The 17798-nt window shown below is 45.6% G+C and carries 18 protein-coding genes; 12 read left to right on the top strand and 6 right to left on the bottom strand.

The window, feature by feature from the left end:
* Positions 1 to 3: 3 nt before the first annotated feature.
* The 5 genes from NKE59_RS00750 to apaG form a co-directional block, all read right to left on the bottom strand.
* Positions 4 to 738 (bottom strand): amino acid ABC transporter ATP-binding protein, encoded by a 735-nt coding sequence (locus tag NKE59_RS00750; protein ID WP_353438963.1) that lies wholly within the window; start codon positions 736 to 738, stop codon positions 4 to 6.
* 19 nt (positions 739 to 757) lie between these two features.
* Positions 758 to 1423 carry an amino acid ABC transporter permease gene (locus NKE59_RS00745; protein ID WP_353438961.1) on the bottom strand — a complete coding sequence of 222 codons (666 nt, stop codon included), beginning with the start codon at positions 1421 to 1423 and terminating at the stop codon, positions 758 to 760.
* A gap of 20 nt (positions 1424 to 1443) precedes the next feature.
* Positions 1444 to 2229 carry an amino acid ABC transporter permease gene (locus NKE59_RS00740; protein ID WP_353438960.1) on the bottom strand — a complete coding sequence of 262 codons (786 nt, stop codon included), beginning with the start codon at positions 2227 to 2229 and terminating at the stop codon, positions 1444 to 1446.
* 26 nt (positions 2230 to 2255) lie between these two features.
* On the bottom strand, positions 2256 to 3167 hold the full coding sequence (locus tag NKE59_RS00735; protein ID WP_353438958.1) for an amino acid ABC transporter substrate-binding protein: 912 nt from the start codon (positions 3165 to 3167) through the stop codon (positions 2256 to 2258).
* A 129-nt stretch (positions 3168 to 3296) separates the two neighbouring features.
* The gene (gene apaG / locus NKE59_RS00730) at positions 3297 to 3671 is read right to left on the bottom strand and encodes a Co2+/Mg2+ efflux protein ApaG (protein WP_353438957.1); all 375 of its coding nucleotides are present in this window, start codon (positions 3669 to 3671) and stop codon (positions 3297 to 3299) included.
* 84 nt (positions 3672 to 3755) lie between these two features.
* Between apaG and rpe the strand changes: the two genes are divergently transcribed.
* Genes rpe through trpC form a run of 5 tightly spaced genes read left to right on the top strand, consistent with a single transcriptional unit; the run spans position 3756 to position 8411 of the window.
* Positions 3756 to 4451 carry a ribulose-phosphate 3-epimerase gene (gene rpe, locus NKE59_RS00725; RefSeq protein WP_353438956.1) on the top strand — a complete coding sequence of 232 codons (696 nt, stop codon included), beginning with the start codon at positions 3756 to 3758 and terminating at the stop codon, positions 4449 to 4451.
* Between the two features lie 26 nt (positions 4452 to 4477).
* A complete protein-coding gene (trpE, locus tag NKE59_RS00720; RefSeq protein WP_353438955.1) occupies positions 4478 to 5989 on the top strand; it encodes an anthranilate synthase component I in 1512 nt (503 codons plus the stop codon).
* Between the two features lie 2 nt (positions 5990 to 5991).
* Positions 5992 to 6558, top strand: a complete 567-nt coding sequence (locus tag NKE59_RS00715) for an aminodeoxychorismate/anthranilate synthase component II (protein ID WP_353438954.1) — start codon at positions 5992 to 5994, stop codon at positions 6556 to 6558.
* A gap of 10 nt (positions 6559 to 6568) precedes the next feature.
* Entirely contained in the window at positions 6569 to 7600 is a 1032-nt protein-coding gene (gene trpD, locus NKE59_RS00710; RefSeq protein ID WP_353438953.1) for an anthranilate phosphoribosyltransferase, read from the top strand.
* 7 nt (positions 7601 to 7607) lie between these two features.
* Positions 7608 to 8411, top strand: coding sequence for an indole-3-glycerol phosphate synthase TrpC (trpC, locus tag NKE59_RS00705; RefSeq protein ID WP_353438952.1), 804 nt, complete (start codon positions 7608 to 7610; stop codon positions 8409 to 8411).
* Positions 8412 to 8415: 4 nt separating this feature from the next.
* Here the strand turns inward: trpC and ychF are convergent, their stop codons facing one another.
* Positions 8416 to 9510: a redox-regulated ATPase YchF gene (gene ychF / locus NKE59_RS00700; protein WP_353438950.1), complete on the bottom strand. Its 1095-nt coding sequence runs from the start codon at positions 9508 to 9510 to the stop codon at positions 8416 to 8418.
* A gap of 40 nt (positions 9511 to 9550) precedes the next feature.
* Between ychF and NKE59_RS00695 the strand changes: the two genes are divergently transcribed.
* From NKE59_RS00695 to prmC, 7 genes are all read left to right on the top strand, one after another.
* Positions 9551 to 10810: an FAD-dependent monooxygenase gene (locus NKE59_RS00695; RefSeq protein WP_353438948.1), complete on the top strand. Its 1260-nt coding sequence runs from the start codon at positions 9551 to 9553 to the stop codon at positions 10808 to 10810.
* Positions 10811 to 10813: 3 nt separating this feature from the next.
* On the top strand, positions 10814 to 11530 hold the full coding sequence (locus tag NKE59_RS00690; protein WP_353438947.1) for a DsbC family protein: 717 nt from the start codon (positions 10814 to 10816) through the stop codon (positions 11528 to 11530).
* Positions 11531 to 11538: 8 nt separating this feature from the next.
* Positions 11539 to 13353, top strand: a complete 1815-nt coding sequence (locus tag NKE59_RS00685) for a PDZ domain-containing protein (protein ID WP_353438946.1) — start codon at positions 11539 to 11541, stop codon at positions 13351 to 13353.
* Between the two features lie 12 nt (positions 13354 to 13365).
* Positions 13366 to 14130 carry a uracil-DNA glycosylase gene (locus NKE59_RS00680; protein WP_353438944.1) on the top strand — a complete coding sequence of 255 codons (765 nt, stop codon included), beginning with the start codon at positions 13366 to 13368 and terminating at the stop codon, positions 14128 to 14130.
* 307 nt (positions 14131 to 14437) lie between these two features.
* Positions 14438 to 15772, top strand: coding sequence for a glutamyl-tRNA reductase (gene hemA / locus NKE59_RS00675; RefSeq protein ID WP_353438942.1), 1335 nt, complete (start codon positions 14438 to 14440; stop codon positions 15770 to 15772).
* Positions 15773 to 16852: a peptide chain release factor 1 gene (prfA, locus tag NKE59_RS00670; protein ID WP_353438941.1), complete on the top strand. Its 1080-nt coding sequence runs from the start codon at positions 15773 to 15775 to the stop codon at positions 16850 to 16852.
* A 14-nt stretch (positions 16853 to 16866) separates the two neighbouring features.
* Positions 16867 to 17775: a peptide chain release factor N(5)-glutamine methyltransferase gene (prmC, locus tag NKE59_RS00665; RefSeq protein WP_353438940.1), complete on the top strand. Its 909-nt coding sequence runs from the start codon at positions 16867 to 16869 to the stop codon at positions 17773 to 17775.
* Positions 17776 to 17798 lie beyond the last annotated feature (23 nt).

Here is a 17798-nt window from a genome sequence, read left to right as displayed (position 1 = left end):
GGCTTAGTCGGCCAAAATCTTAGAAAGGAAGTCTTTTGCCCGCGGGGAACGGGCATCTGGATTACCAAAAAACTCATCTCGTGAGCAATCCTCCACAATGATTCCTTTATCCATGAATATAACTCGGTGACTCACTTTTTTGGCAAATCCCATCTCGTGAGTAACCACACACATGGTCATGCCCTCTTGCGCAAGCTTCACCATGACATCCAAGACCTCCCCAACCATTTCAGGGTCAAGGGCTGAGGTCGGCTCATCAAATAACATCACCATTGGATCCATACATAGAGCGCGCGCAATCGCAACCCGTTGTTGCTGACCGCCAGACAGTTGGCCTGGGAACTTATCCTTTTGCTCTAGCAAGCCCACGCGCTCGAGGTATTTAAGGCCATGCTGTTTAGCATCTTCTAGAGAGCGATTGAGTACTTTAATTTGGGCGATGGTTAAGTTTTCCATGACCGAGAGATGCGGAAACAACTCAAAGTGCTGAAACACCATGCCAACCTTTGCCCGCAACTTCGGTAAATCTGTTTTAGGGTCATGTAAACGAATACCGTTCACAATAAGTTCACCCTCCTGAAATGGCTCAAGGGCATTAATCGTTTTAATCAGGGTTGATTTGCCAGATCCTGATGGTCCGCAGATCACCACAACCTCCCCCTTTTTAATAGTGGTCGAGCAATCGGTCAGAACCTGAAACTGACCATACCATTTTGAAATATGTTGTAACTCAATCATTTCTATTTACTTTCTAAACTCATCGAATGATGGCAACTTTTTGCTGAATCCTGCGAACGATTCTGGATAGGGTGAAACAAATCAAGAAATAGGTAACTGCGGCTAGTAAATAGGTTTCAATTGGACGCCCAAAGTTTTTACCAGCAATCTCAAAACCTTTTAATAAATCATAGGCACCAATTGCATAGACTAGCGAAGTATCTTGGAACAAAATAATGGTTTGGGTCATAAAGACAGGGATCATGTTGCGAAATGCTTGGGGTAGCACAACCAATCGCATATTTTGGGCATAACTCATTCCCAATGCCTGTCCAGCATAAACCTGACCACGCGGTATTGACTGAATACCGGCACGCACAATTTCTGAGAAAAATGCTGCCTCAAATGCAATGAATGTAATGATGGCTGATAAATTAACACCGATTGGTTTACCAATCATCAGCGGAATCAACAGGAAGAACCACAAAATCACCATTACCAATGGAATAGAGCGCATGGTATTAACGTATATCGTCGCAGGCATAACCAACCATGGCTTACCCGATAAACGCATTAGCGCTAATACGGTACCAACAATAATTCCCCCAAAAGTGGCAATCACCGTAAGCTGAATACTAAAGATCAAACCTTTTTGAAGGTAGCTGGTAAATAACGCCCAGTTGTAAAAACTTAGATCAATATCCATGTGTCGTCGTATCCCCTGATTTAATGAGAGCCTGAGGCACTGGGAGCAATAAAACCAGGCACACGGGATTTTTTCTCGATCCAGGCCATGATTCGGTTAACCGAGAATGCCGAGATGACATAGAGACCCGTAACCGCAAGATAAATTTCAATGCCACGTGACGTTTCTTCTTGTGCTTGCATTGCAAATAAGGTGAGCTCAGGTACAGAAACCGCAAAGGCAACCGAAGAGTTCTTTACTAAATTCATACACTCTGATGTAAGGGGGGGGATAATGATGCGCAGGCCCATGGGCAAAATCACATAGCGATAGCTTTGGGTGGTTGTCATCCCCAAAGCAATGGCAGCATTACGCTGACCTGATGGCAAGGATTGAATACCTGCACGCACCTGCTCCGCAATACGGGCCGATGTAAATAAACCTAAGGCGATACTCACCAATAAATAGGATGGGAACGATTTCATTACTGGGAAAAACGCAGGTACCACGTGGTACCAAAGAAATACCTGAACCAAGAGAGGAATGTTTCTAAATAGCTCTACCCAAACGGTCCCAAGAAAAGCCAAGACCTTGTTTAAAACAGTTGTTGGTGGCAGGGTTCTGAGGGTGCCAATCATCACACCCATCAATAACGCAAGGACCAGACTTAGGCCCGCTACGGATAGGGTCCAACCCCATGCCGTAAGTAACCAATCTAAATAAGTAGGATCGGCATTTGGATCCATGCCAAATAAAAAAGAGAAGCAGCGCGGGGCTGCTTCTCCAGTTAAAGTGTCTTTACAAAAGACACTCCAATCTAAGGTCATATAAAAACTCGCTAAAAACCTTCTACTTACTTCTTTTGATAATCTTCAGCAGGTCTGTCATTTGGACCAGACCAAGCTTGTTTGGTGCTGTCTGAGAGAGCTAAACCAACTCTGGCATTTTTAGGAGGAATAGGCTGCATAAACCACTTATCCCACAATTTTGTCAGAGTGCCGTCTTTCATCATTTTAATGATGCTGTCATCCACGGCTTTCTTGAAGGTTGGGTCATCTTTACGCATCATGATTGCAATCGGCTCTACTGCAATCACCTCACCAACAATCCTAAAATCAGCTGGATTCTTGGCATTGGCAATATTACCGGCCAAAATAGATCCGTCCATCACGAACGCATCGGCACGACCAGATTCAAGCAAGAGAAAACTATCAGCATGGTCTTTACCAAATACTTCTTCAAAATTTACGCCTGTTGCTCTCTCGTGTTTACGTAGTAGCTGTACCGAGGTTGTTCCAGTGGTAGTGGCGACTTTCTTACCATTTAATTGATTTAAGGAAGTAATGCCCGAATTTGCTTTTACTGCAATCCGAATTTCTTCAACGTAGGTTGTTACTGCGAATGCCACATCTTTTTGACGAGTTGCATTATTAGTGGTTGAGCCACACTCAATATCAACAGTCCCGTTTTGCAATAATGGGATACGATTTTGTGAAGTCACTGGACTATATTTAATATCCAATGTTTTCAGGTTCAATTGCTTTTGAATATCACGCAATACATTGTTGCAAATCTCAACATGAAAACCTGCGTACTTACCGTCACCTAATGTGTAAGAAAGTGCACCAGAGGATTCGCGCACACCCATAGTTACCGCTCCGCTAGACCTCATCTTGTCTAGAGTGCTCTGTTGCGCAAATGCCGCAGGGGTAGAAAACAAGCCGATGATTGATATAGCCAACGGCATTAATAAAGTTTTTTTCATAAAAATCCTTTAACAACAAATTAATAAAAACAGCGAGGTATATTTTTAGCAGAAAATGCTCCTGTAATAACCCTAAAATTCTAATAATTAGGGTTAATCCTTAGGGCAATTGCCCCTACTAAAAAGGCTTTAATGCAAGATTCTTGGCATTACCAAGGCAAATTCTGGAATATCTGCTTGGAAAAATTGAGCGTCCTCAGTTACACAGAAATACTCACCACGCATGGTACCGGCTGGGGTGGGCAGAGTTGCCCAACTAGTGTATTCAAAATGCTCCCCAGAACGCAATAAAGGCTGTTGCCCCACCACGCCCAAACCTTTCACCTCTTGGACCTCCCCATCGCCATCGGTGATGAACCAATGCCGTGCGATCAACTGCATCCCCGAAGCACCTGTGTTTCGAATGGTTACGGTGTATGCAAAGGCAAATTGCTGATTTTCAGGATCAGATTGCTCAGGTAGGTATTGTGGCCGAACTGTTACGGTAATTTCTGGTGGATTCATGAACAGCATTCTGCTCTATCCATTACCTGTTCGCAAGCTAGAATCTAGGTATGACAAGCCAAAAAGCCCTAAATTAGCCCCCATATGAGTCAAATAAGCCCAGTTATTGCACCCTCTATCCTGTCTGCAGACTTTGCCAAGCTAGGTGATGAAGTAAGAGCTGTCTTGGATGCAGGCGCAGACTGGATCCATTTTGATGTGATGGATAACCACTACGTCCCTAATTTAACTGTGGGGCCCTTGGTTTGCGAAGCGATTCGTCCTCATGCACTTAAAAATGGTAAGCCTGCAATGATCGACGTACATCTCATGGTTGAACCTGTAGATCGGATCGTGCCTGATTTTGCTAAAGCGGGCGCTAATTTAATCAGCTTTCATCCGGAGGCTAGTACTCATGTGCATCGTACATTGGGTTTAATTAAAGATAATGGCTGTCAAGCGGGCTTAGTTCTTAATCCTGCCACTCCAATTCAGCAGCTAGACCACACACTTGATCAAATTGATTTGGTTCTACTAATGTCTGTTAATCCAGGCTTTGGTGGTCAATCGTTTATACCCGCTACCTTGCAGAAAATTAGTCAGGTCCGCAAAGTACTTGATCAATATCGCGAGACGAGTGGCAGAAGCATTCGTCTTGAAGTGGATGGCGGTATCAAAGTTGATAACATTGCAGCGATTGCCAAAGCGGGGGCAGATACATTTGTTGCGGGCTCGGCCATCTTTGGCAAACTAAATTATCGCGATGTCATTGAGGCAATGCGCCAAGAAATCGCCAAATAGCAATTAGAAGAAATAGAAATTCTGCAATGAATGCTCCCGAATTAAACCAATTTGCCAAACAAGGCTTCAACCGAGTTGCCTTGTTGGCAGAGTCTTTGGTTGCGGATGAAACACCCTTATCGCTTTACCTAAAGCTCACACAAAAATCCGGGCAAAAAAATACCTATTTATTAGAATCCGTCTACGGTGGTGAACGCTTTGGTCGTTACTCGATCATTGGCTTACCAGCTCGCACTCTATTAAGGAGTGTGGGTACTCCCGAATTTCCAATCAATGAAGTGGTGCTCAATGAAAAAGTAGTAGAAACCAATCAAGATAATCCGCTTGATTTTATTGATAGCTATTTCAAGCGTTTTAAGGTTGCGCTCCAAGCAAACTTACCCCGTTTTTGTGGTGGGCTTGCGGGTTACTTTGGCTACGATACCGTTCGCTATATTGAGAAACGACTTGCCAAGCATTCTCTTCCCGATGAAATCGGTGTTCCTGATATTCAATTAATGCTGACTGAAGAATTGGCGGTACTCGATAATGTCGAAGGAAAGATTTATTTCATTATTTATGTTGACCCAAAAGATGAAAATGCCCATAAAGCTGGTACAGCTCGCTTGGCTGAATTGCAAGCGCAACTAAATAACATTGTCCCCACTGAAAAAGAATTACCTGCAAACCAAAACAAAGAGGTCGATATTGAATTAATTCGAAAGTTCAAGGCGGCTAACTTTGAGAATGCAGTACGCAAGACCAAAGAATATATTTTGGCTGGTGATTGTATGCAGGTAGTGATTGGTCAACGTATCAGCCGTCCCTACTCCCAATCGCCTCTGCAACTTTACCGTGCCCTACGCTCATTAAATCCATCGCCGTACATGTATTTCTATGACTTTGGGAATCTACAAATTGTGGGCTCGTCACCAGAAATCTTGGTGCGTCAAGAAAAGCGTGAAGATCGAAAGATTGTGACCATTCGGCCACTAGCTGGAACCCGTCGTCGGGGTGCCACACCAGAAGAAGATGCACAATTAGCGAAAGAGCTCTTAGCGGATCCGAAAGAAATTGCCGAGCATGTCATGCTAATTGACTTGGCCCGAAATGATGTAGGCCGTATTGCCAAAACCGGTACGGTCAAGGTGACTGACTCGATGGTGATTGAGAAATATTCCCATGTACAACACATTGTCAGCTCTGTTGAGGGTGAACTCAAGGACAATATGAGCAATATGGATGTCTTACGCGCCACCTTCCCGGCTGGAACCCTATCGGGCGCCCCGAAAATACGGGCAATGGAAATCATTGATGAAATGGAAATCACCAAACGTGGTATTTACGGTGGCGCTGCTGGATACCTCTCATTCTCAGGTGATATGGATGTCGCTATTGTGATTCGTACTGGGGTCATCAAAGACGGGATGTTGCACTCGCAAGCAGGTGCTGGTGTAGTGGCAGACTCCGACCCCACATCGGAGTGGAAAGAAACGGAAGCGAAGGCACGCGCAGTTTTAGCGGCAGCTGATTTGGCAGAAGCCTCAAGGGGCTCATAACCATGCTTTTAATGATTGATAACTACGATTCGTTTACCTTTAACCTAGTTCAGTACTTTGCTGAACTCGGCGAAGAGGTGAAAGTTGTTCGTAACGATGAGATTGGTGTGAGTGATATCGCTACCATTAAGCCAGACCGTATTTGTATTTCTCCGGGGCCATGTAGCCCTACCGAAGCAGGTATCTCTGTAGCCACGATCCAACAATATGCTGGGAAGATTCCGATCCTGGGTGTATGTCTAGGGCATCAAGCGATTGGAGAGGCATTTGGTGGGAAAGTTATTCGAGCGAAGAAAGTAATGCATGGCAAAACCGATGTGATTCATCATACGGGCGAAGGTGTTTTTAAGGACTTGCCTGAGCGCTTTAGGGTTACCCGTTATCACTCGCTCGCAATTCAAAAAGCATCTCTACCAACTTGCTTAGCGATTACGGCAGAAACGGATGATGGTGAAATCATGGGCGTAAGACATAAAGAATTCATTGTTGAAGGGGTGCAATTTCATCCTGAGTCTATTTTGTCTGAACAAGGGCACGCCTTGCTCAAAAACTTTTTACACATGAAGTAACTCTATCTCTATGGCAATGACCGCATCAGCAGCCTTACAACATTTAATTGAAGGCAAAGAACTACCCAGAGAAGACATGATTAATATCATGCGGGGAATCATGGGTGGTGAGCTTCCTGGGCCAATGGTTGCTGCTATCTTGGTTGCCCTGCGCAGTAAAAAAGAATCCCCTGCTGAAATTGCTGCCGCAGCACAAGTCATGCGTGACTTTGCTACACCAGTAAGTGTTGGCGATAAGACCCACTTAGTGGATGTAGTTGGCACGGGTGGCGATGGCGCACATACCTTCAATATCTCAACCGCATCGATGTTTGTTGCATGTGCCGCCGGAGCAAAAATTGCGAAGCATGGTAATCGTGGGGTAAGCAGTAAATCTGGTAGTGCTGATGTCTTAGAAGCTCTTGGTGTGAAACTAAATCTATCAGCCGAGGCTGTTGGTCGGTGTATTGAGCAAATTGGGCTAGGTTTTATGTTTGCCCCTAACCACCACCCGGCCATGAAAAACGTTGTCCCGATCCGCAAAGATCTGGGCGTACGAACCATCTTTAACATCCTAGGTCCACTTACTAATCCAGCCAAGGCACCTAATATTTTGATGGGCGTATTTAACTCAGAGCTTGTTGGTATTCAAGCAAAAGTATTACAACTCTTGGGGGCCGAGCATGCCTTAGTAGTGCATGGCAAAGATGGTCTTGATGAAATTACGCTGTCGGGGCCAACTGTCATTGCTGAGCTTCTAAATGGTCAGATTAAAGAATATGAGATCTCCCCTAGTGATTTTGGAATGGCAACCGCCTCTCTTGAATCCCTCAAGGTGAAGGATGCTAATGAGTCCAAAGTGATCATCTTGCAAGTTCTTAATAAACAATCAGGCCCTGCTTCTGATATTGTTTCTATAAATGCAGGCTCAACACTTTATGCTGCAAATGTTGCGCCCAGTATTCAAGTGGGTGTTGAGATGGCTAAAGATGCCATTGCTTCCGGTAAGGCGAAGCAAAAGTTAGACGAGCTCGTTACTCTCTCGCAATCCTTGGTAGGATAATCATTTCATGAGCGATATTCTTTCTCGGATCCTAGATATCAAGAAACAGGAAATTAGTGCTGCAATGCGCTTAATATCTAGTGACGCATTGCTCCAACAAGCGATTCAGAACAATCTGAATGAGAATCTAAAGCCACGGGGCTTTTCTAGGTCTCTCATTAATTCGGTAGCAAGCGGTAAGCCTGGCATCATTGCGGAAATTAAAAAGGCAAGCCCTAGTAAAGGAATCCTGCGCGAGCCATTTCATCCAAAAGAGATTGCACAAAGCTATGCAGAGCATGGCGCTACCTGCTTATCAGTCTTAACAGATAAAGATTATTTTATGGGCTCACCCGAGTTTCTCAAAGAAGCTAGAGCTGCTTGTTCTCTACCAGTGATTCGCAAGGATTTCATCATTGATCCCTATCAGGTCTATGAGGCCAGAGCAATGGGTGCCGATGCCATTTTGCTGATTGTTGCCGCGCTTGAGCCCAGCCAAATGAAAGAGCTTGAACTCTGTGCAATTGAGAACCAACTCGATGTCTTGGTTGAGGTACACGATGGTCTTGAACTTGAAGCGGCCCTAGATTTAAAAACCGCTCTTTTAGGTATCAATAATCGGAATCTCAAAACCTTTGAAGTTAGCTTGCAAACCACCCTTGATTTACTATCTTCAATCCCCAAAGAAAAGCTGGTGATCACTGAGTCCGGAATTCTTCATTCTGCCGACGTAAAAACGATGCGTGATGCTGGTGTTAATGCCTTCTTAATTGGTGAAGCTTTTATGCGTGCTGCCAATCCAGGTAAAGCACTTGCTGATTTATTTCAGTAATAACTCAGACGTTAAATAAGAAGTTCAGTACGTCGCCATCTTTGACGATGTACTCTTTGCCCTCGGCACGCATCTTGCCAGCTTCTTTAGCGCCGTGCTCACCTTTGAGCTGAACGAAATCTTCGTAAGCAATGGTCTGTGCACGTATGAAGCCGCGCTCAAAGTCCGTATGGATCACACCGGCTGCTTGGGGCGCCGTATCGCCAATATGAATAGTCCAAGCCCTAACCTCTTTAACGCCCGCAGTAAAGTAAGTTTGCAGACCCAATAAACTGTAACCCGCTCTAATGACGCGATTTAATCCGGGCTCGCTCATTCCCAAGTCTGCTAAGAAGGCATTTTTATCAGCATCATCCAAATCTGCAATCTCAGCTTCAATTGCTGCGCAAACCGCTACAACCGGAGAGTTCTCTTTCGCTGCATGCTGCCTGACGGCTTCGAGATGGGGATTATTTTCAAAGCCATCTTCTTTAACATTGGCCACATACATCGCTGGCTTTGCGGTAATTAAACAAAATGGTTTGAGAATGGCCTGCTCTTCTTTGCTTAAACTAAGACTGCGAACTGGTAAAGCCTGATCGAGTTGCGTCTGAACTTTGGTGAGTACTGCAACAAGGGCGGCGGCTTCTTTATCATTTCCAGATTTAGCCGCCTTGGTATAGCGCTGAAGGACTTTCTCAACCGTTCCCAAATCAGCTAAGGCCAGCTCGGTATCGATCACTCCAATATCCGCCAGAGGGTCAATCCTCCCAGCCACATGGATGACATTAGCATCTTCAAAACAACGTACCACATGCGCGATGGCATCGGTCTCCCGAATATTAGCCAAGAATTGATTACCTAAGCCTTCACCCTTAGAGGCACCAGCAACTAGGCCCGCAATATCCACAAACTCGACCGTAGCGGGGACAATTTTCTCGGGGTGCACAATCTCAGCCAAAGCTTCAAGCCGAGGATCCGGCACCTCCACCATGCCCACATTGGGCTCAATGGTGCAAAAGGGGTAATTTTCAGCTGCAATCCCCGCTTTAGTCAGGGCATTAAACAGGGTAGATTTACCTACATTGGGTAGGCCGACGATTCCGCATTTGAGTGACATGTCGCCATTGTAAATGGGCTCGATTCGATATCATCATGGTATGTCTGTTCAAACCCAAAATAGCCCCAAATTAGTCAATCCAAGAAAAGCCCAAAACGGTGCCGATTTTTGCGTTGTTGGTGGCGGCATTGTGGGTAAATCTAGTGCATTAGGGTTGGCGCAGTTAGGCTACTCCGTAATTCAAATTGCTCCTGATCTAGATAAAAATATGACGCCCCCAACAAAGAACTTCGGGCAACGTATCTATGCAATCGCGCCGAGCGCCAAACGTCTACTGACAGAACTCAATATTTGGCATGCCCTGGATCATAATCGGATTCAGGCTGTAAGAGATATGCGCATCTTTGGCGATCGCGGACAGCCCAAGGATCAATTGCACTTTTCTGCTTTTGAGGTAGGGCGTCCAGAGTTGGCGTGGATCATTGAAGCTGACTTAATTGAAGCCACCCTTGATCAGGCAATTCGTTTTCACAAAAAAATTATCAATATCAATGCCAGCGTCACCGATATTCGACTTGAGAAAGATAAAAATCCTATCCTCGTTCTTAATCAGGGCGAAGAGATTGTGTCGCAATTAATCCTTGCGGCTGATGGTGTGCGCTCACCATTACGCTCGGCCATTGGCATTAACGCCTTGGAGGATGACTATCAGCAAATGGCTGTGGTTGCTAACTTTAGCTGCTCACAGCCTCATCTTGAGACTGCCTATCAGTGGTTTTTGCCCGAAGGTAATGTCTTGGCCTTACTTCCACTGCCCTCTCAACAAGTTTCAATGGTTTGGTCATGCTCGCCGGAATATGCTAGCCATCTCCTTCGGCTCACTCCTGAAGCATGGTTAACACTTTTACAAGAGCAATCTGCTGGGGCGATTGAAAAGGCATTAGGTACTCTGCAATTGCAATCTACACCAGCGAGCTTCCCCCTCAAGCGCCTTAAGTCTCAAGGTCTGATTGGGCCACAATATGATCCAAAGGTCATTTTGCTGGGAGATGCCGCACACGTCATGCACCCTCTGGCTGGGCAAGGTCTAAACCTAGGGCTACGGGATGTAGCAAATATGTTGGAGGTGTTCAAAAACAAAGAAGGGTTTAGGGTGCTTGCTGATCGTGTCTTACTACGTCGCTACGAGCGTCAACGCGAGGGGGATACCAGCTCTCTTCTTTGGCTTACAGATCGCCTAAAGAAGTTATTTAGTGCGAACAATCCCTTTGAGAAACAAATCCGCAACTGGGGCCTTGGTTTAGTAAACCATAGCCACCTTGCAAAACGACAACTTATTGAACGCGCCCTTGGAGAATAAAAGATGACAAAGAATTTAAAACATGTGAGTATTAGTCTCTTACTTCTTGGTATGGCAAGTTCAGTATTTGCTTTGAATGAGAAACAAATCCGCACAGAGATACAAAAGCGACTGGGCACATCCGCCAACGTCCGTAATGTCACGCCATCACCCATTCCTGGACTATTCGAAGTACAAGTGAATAATGAAATCTTTTATACCGATAGCAATGCCAAATATTTAATCCAAGGTGAAATGGTTGAGTTGGCATCGGGTAATAATTTAACGACTAAACGTCAAGAAGACATTAATCGCATCAAGTGGTCTGAACTTCCGCAAGCACAGGCATTTAAGGTGGTCCGCGGCAATGGTAGTCGTCAAATTGCCGTGTTCTCAGACCCCAATTGTGGTTATTGCAAGCGGCTGGAGAAAACACTCCAACAACTTGATAACGTCACTATTTATAATTATTTGATTCCTATTTTGTCAGCAGACTCTGCCCTCAAATCGAAGCAAATTTGGTGTGCTGCTGATCAGCAAAAGGTATGGAATGACTGGATGCTCAATAATCTGGGGCCCAGTGGTAAATCAGATTGCGCCAATCCTATTGATAAAAATCTTACTCTAGCAAAAAACTATGGCATTAATGGCACGCCCACTATTTTCTTTACTGACGGCAGTCGGTTCCCAGGCGCAGTTCAACTTGCCGATATTGAGAAGAAATTAGCATCACTCAAATAGTTACGACCATGCAAGCCAATGCCATGCCCGCAGTGCAATACACCGTCTGGCCCGATGATTTACACGGGCATCGTTTCATCGTAAAACTAGTGATCGAGCGCCCAGATCCAGCAGGGCAAATAATTGCGATGCCGGCATGGATACCGGGTAGCTATTTAATACGAGACTTTAGTAAACATACTGAAACAATTTCTGCATTTACCTCGATTAAGAAAACTGGGTTGCGCAAATCAATTCCACTTGAGCGGCTCGATAACGATCGCTGGCGCTTACCCAAAAATAGCGCTAGCTGTGAAATCATCACCAAGGTCTATGCTTTTGATCAATCCGTACGTACCGCTTACTTAGATCAAGAGCGCGGTTTTTTTAATCCCACCAGTCTATGTCTAGCCGTTCAAGGTCAAGCTCATCTACCTTGCTCTCTAGCGATTGCCCCACCAACCGACCAGTCCCTGCTAGGGTGGAATGCCCACTGCACACTTGCGCAAGTAAAGACAGATTTGCAAGGCTTTGGTTTTTATCTTGCCAAAAATTATGATGACCTGATTGATCATCCCGTTGCCATGGGTCACTTTGATCTGATTGAGTGGCAATTGTATGGCACCCCCCATGCCATGGCGATCCAAGGTCTTACAGCTGAGCAATCTGAGCTTTTAGATAAAGAGCAGCTTGCCCGAGATCTCTCCAAAATCTGTGCGGAGACCATTCGTCTATTTGAGCCCCGCAAACCAAAGGCACCGTTCTCACGCTACTTATTTATTGTCAATGCTGCATTAGATGGCTATGGAGGCCTCGAGCATCACAATAGCACTGCGCTTTTATGCAAACGCGATCAACTTCCTTACCAAGATCATGACGCCAAGACCCCCAAGAAAACCTATGAGGAGTTCTTGGGCTTATGCAGTCATGAATATTTTCATGCCTGGTTAGTCAAGCGGATTCAACCCAAGGCTTTCCAACCCTATGATCTGGGTGGGCGCAACCATACTCGTCTACTGTGGCTCTTTGAAGGCTTTACCAGCTACTATGATGACCTTCAACTTCTCAGAAGCAAAACGATTAGCCTGCCGCGTTATCTTGAGCTGCTTACGAATAACTGGAATGGCGTCTTACGCAATCCAGGACGTCACAAACAAACTGTAGCTGATAGCTCTTTTGATGCTTGGACCAAGTATTACCAAATGGATGAGAATACTCCTAATGCGGTAGTTAGTTATTACGCAAAGGGCGCTCTCATTGCTCTAGGTCTTGATCTCGTGATGCGCCATCATAGTAGTGGCAAGATATCGTTGGATGATCTCATGCGCTATCTTTGGAAAGAGCATGGCAAACCTTTTTTAGGAATCAATCAATACTCACTAGATTTAGCAATTAGTCAGATCATGGGCATTACCTTTAATAAGGTCTGGCAAGACTTTAAAAAGAATTACATCAATGGCACCCAAGATCTGCCTTTACAACTGTGGTTAACCCAGATCGCCGGAATTTCAGTCTCCCTTAAATCAGCTCGCTTCCTAGATGATCTCAAGCTATCGCTGGGGATCCGTCACGCCGACAGTCATGGCTGGCTTAAGCTAACCCACGTTCTCGATGGTGGTCTTGCCCAACAAGCTGGGCTGGCACCGCACGACCTCATTAGTAGCATTAATGGTCAACGCGTCAACTCCAGTCGACTCGACCCAGTTCTAGCAAGCCTTAAACGCAGCAAACGATTAAGCTTTCATTACTTTCGGCAAGATAAAGAATGTAATGCCAGCATTGCTCTCAAACTCAATAGCCCCGTTCAGTATGAGATCAAAACGAACAAATCCAATTCTTTCTGATTTGATGTAACAGTGAGCAACTTGCTTTCATTGATTCCGAACGATTGGCAAGTATTTCTATCGGATTACTTTGTTTCAAGAGATTGGCAACAGCTCTGTGATGCTTTTGATCAAGAATATCAAATGCGGGGGCAATTCATTCGACCCGATAAAGAGCTCCTGTTTAATGCTCTGAAATTGACTCCTGTTTCTGAGGTCAAAGTAATTCTGCTTGGTCAAGACCCATATCATTCGCCAGGATTAGCACAAGGTCTTGCATTTTCTATTCCGCGTGATATTGCCCTTCGCTCCAAACAATTTCCAAGCTCTCTTCGTAACATTAATAAAGCTCTGCAAATCGAGGGATTTGGCTCCTTAGAAAATGGTGACTTAAGCCATTGGGCCAAACAAGGTGTCCTGCTACTTAATACCGCACTATCTGTTCGACTAGGTGAGACCTGCTCGCACAGTCAATTAGGCTGGGCTAGTTTTGTTAGGGCGATCATCAAAAAACTATCAAGCTCTCAAAAGCATCTGGTCTGGCTTCTCTGGGGCTCGCATGCACAGTCGTTTGAGGAATACATATGCAATGCAAATAATCATTGCATACTGCGTGCCTCCCATCCCTCAGGCCTGGGAGTTTATAAAACAATGCAGCCATTTATTTTCCCAGGGGATCAAGGAAGTTGTGGGCACTTTAGTAAAACAAATAAACACTTGACTGCTCATCAACAAAATACGATCAAATGGGTCGTTGGTGGAGTTGAATCAGAATTTGTTTTAAGGTCTCCTAAGTAAAAGATAAATTTGGGACAAACTAAAAGCTCCCAGAATCGCACACCCCCACTCCAGCATTTGCCCTGAGGTAAATAGGCCAATCATTTGGCCACCATAACTAGTCGCCAGGGCGCCCAGTGCCCCAAGACTAATGGTCCAAAGAAAGACCGATTTAGGACATTTCGCTCTTGCTGAGCCCTTATTACTAGGGGAAAACCCAGGAAAATAGTGGCTTGCAGCCCAGCCCACTGTGCCTCCAACCAACAAATAAGCTAAAAACCCCATTGAAAACACCCCTATTGAGCCCAAGAAATCTATAATTCACGATATGAAGCTGTTGACTTTGGGCATTAACCATCACACAGCGCCAGTTGCCGTTCGGGAGAAAGTAGCCTTTGACCCCGAAGGTCTGCAGGACGCCTTATTCGATCTTCGCTCCCATCTTGGTAGCGTGAATCGGAGCGGTCTGCCTGAAGCCACCATCTTGTCCACCTGTAATCGTACAGAACTCTACTGCGCTGCTAACGATCCTGCCTCTGAAGGTGAATTTCATGAGGCAACTTTTGATTGGTTGGCGAAAAGTCAAAAGCTCGCGCCCAGCATTTTGCAACCCCACATCTACACCTTACCGCAATCCGATGCAGTGCGTCATGCATTTCGTGTAGCGTGTGGTTTAGATTCGATGGTGATTGGTGAGACCCAAATCTTAGGTCAAATGAAAGATGCGGTGCGTACTGCCAATGATGCAGGTGCTTTGGGCACCTATCTTAATCAACTATTCCAAAAAACGTTTTCCGTTGCTAAAGAGGTGCGAGGCTCAACCGAAATTGGGGCACATTCGATTTCGATGGCTGCAGCCTCAGTGCGACTAGCTGAACGTATTTTTGAATCCATTGGCGAACAAAAGATTTTGTTCATCGGCGCCGGTGAGATGATTACTTTATGCGCAACCCATTTTGTAGCCCGTAAACCAAAAGCTACTGCGATTGCTAATCGTACTATTGAACGCGGCCAAGAACTCGCTGAATCTATATCGGCCCAAAATATTGAGGCTGAGTCATTCCGCCTCAATGATCTACCCACACGCTTGCACGAGTTTGACATCATTGTGTCATCGACTGCTAGCCCCTTACCGATCATTGGTCTTGGAATGGTGGAGAGCGCTTTAAAGCTACGTCGTCGCAAACCCATGGTGATGATTGATTTAGCCGTGCCTCGTGATTTTGAACCAGAAATTTCAAGGCTCAATGACGTTTACCTCTATACCGTGGATGACCTCGGAACGATGGCACAGACCGGTGCTAATCTGCGCCAAGCTGCTGTTAGTCAGGCAGAGATCATTATTGAAGAGCGCGTTGGTAACTTTATGCATTGGCTCCAAGGACGCAATGCAGTCCCACTAATACAAGATATTCAGCAGCAAGGTGAGCGCTTACGCCAAATTGAGCTAGAGCGCGCTCTCAAGCGTTTGATACGCGGTGATGATCCCCAAGAAGTCCTTAATGCAATGGCTCAAGGATTAACTAATAAGTTTTTACATGGCTCCTTACATGCTCTACAACATGCCAGCGGTTCTGAGCGCGATGCTCTGATTAAGCTGCTTCCTAAATTATTTACCACTCATTCCAGCCTAGATAAAAATAGCTCCTCAGATAGTCATTAGATGAAATCCAGCATGCGTGCCAAGCTGGAGCATCTCGATGCCCGTTTGGCTGAACTCAATACTATTTTGATGCAAGAAGACTCCACCAAGGATATGGACGTCTATCGCAAGCTCACGCGCGAACATGCTGATATTTCTGCCATCGTCGAGCAATTTGGTCTTTATAAAAAGGCTGAGGAAGATGCCAAAGCTGCCTCTGACATGCGCCTAGATCCCGAAATGAAAGAGTTTGCCGACGAGGAGCAAAAACAAGCTGAAGGTCGTATGACAGATCTCGAGAAAAGCTTACAAACTCTTCTATTACCTAAAGATGAAGACGATGGTCGTAATATCTTCTTGGAGATACGTGCTGGCACTGGCGGCGATGAAAGCGCCCTCTTTGCTGCGGATCTATTGCGAATGTATACCCGCTATGCAGAGCGTCAGGGCTGGAAAGCTGAAATTGTGAGTCAGGCCGAATCTGATCTGGGTGGCTATAAAGAAGTGATTGTGCGACTAAGTGGCACTGATGTATATGCCAAAATGAAGTTTGAGTCGGGCGGTCATCGGGTGCAACGGGTTCCGCAAACCGAGACTCAAGGCAGAATCCACACATCAGCCTGTACCGTTGCTGTGATGCCAGAAGTTGATGAAATTGAGGCTATCAAGATTAATCCGGCAGATCTTCGCATTGATACCTTTCGTGCATCCGGAGCTGGCGGTCAGCACATCAACAAAACAGACTCTGCAGTGCGTATTACCCACCTACCAACCGGAATCGTAGTGGAATGTCAGGATGATCGCAGTCAGCATCGCAATAAAGATCAGGCCATGAAGGTCTTGGTCTCGCGCATCATGGATGCACAACGCAATGCCCAACAAAAAGAGCAGGCCCAAACCCGCAAGTCTTTAGTAGGCACCGGTGATCGCAGTGATCGCATTCGGACCTATAACTTTCCACAGGGCCGCATCACAGATCACCGCATTAATCTAACCTTATACAAAATTGATGCCATGATGGATGGTGATATCAGCGATCTTCTCAATGGCCTTGCCGCAGAGCATCAAGCCGATCTCTTGGCTGCAATGGGTGATTCTTAATCACAGCACTCTTTGTGAGAACTATCAAGGACCTGCTAAGTATTACCCCCATTGATAAGACTGATGCACGAGTTTTATTGGGGCATCTTCTAGAACAATCCCTTGGCTGGTCACGCTCTGCCCTAGTGTCAAAAGACCAAGAAAAACTTCCAGAGTCCCTCATCAGTCAGTGGCAAGAACTCGAAAAAGATCGACTGCAGGGTCTGCCCGTTGCTTATTTAATTGGTAAGAAGGGGTTTCATGGGATTGAATTAAACGTGAACCCCTCGGTTCTCATTCCTAGACCAGAGACCGAGCTCTTGGTAGATCTCGCCATCGAGGAGATCAAATGTCAGATTGCCCATTCTGATCAAGTTTTAAAGCTAAGAGTTCTAGATCTGGGAACGGGCTCTGGGGCAATTGCTTTGGCACTCGCCAATGCGATAAGAGAAAGTGATCAAGACAATCTAAAAATAGAAGTGATTGGGATTGATGCGTCAAGTGACGCCATTACACTTGCTCATCAGAACGCTATAGCCCTTGATTTAAGTGATGTAGTGCAGTTTATTCAGAGTAATTGGTATACAAATATCCCCAAGGAGTGGCTGGGTAGTTTTGATCTAATTTTGAGCAACCCTCCTTACATTGACCCGAGAGACCCGCATCTTCATGAAGGAGATTTGCGCTTTGAGCCGCGCAAAGCCCTGACTGACGAACACGACGGCTTGCAATGCATCCGCCTGATTCTAGATCGGTGTCAGGAGTTTCTAAAGAGGGATGGCCTCATTGCCTTGGAACATGGCTACAATCAGGCAGCGCAGGTTCGCGCTCTACTGAATCAGGCAGGCCTATCGGATGTGGAGTCTCGTCCTGACCTAGCCGGGCATATGCGGATTAGTATTGGCCGTAAGGCTCCTAAAACCCCATTAGCAAATAGGTCATAAAATATGGGGGTTGATTCAATGAA

Source organism: Polynucleobacter sp. UK-FUSCHL-C3 (assembly GCF_040409815.1).
Lineage (GTDB): Bacteria > Pseudomonadota > Gammaproteobacteria > Burkholderiales > Burkholderiaceae > Polynucleobacter.
The sequence above is the reverse complement of the archived record's forward strand: the minus strand, read 5'-3'. Positions and strand labels throughout refer to the sequence as shown.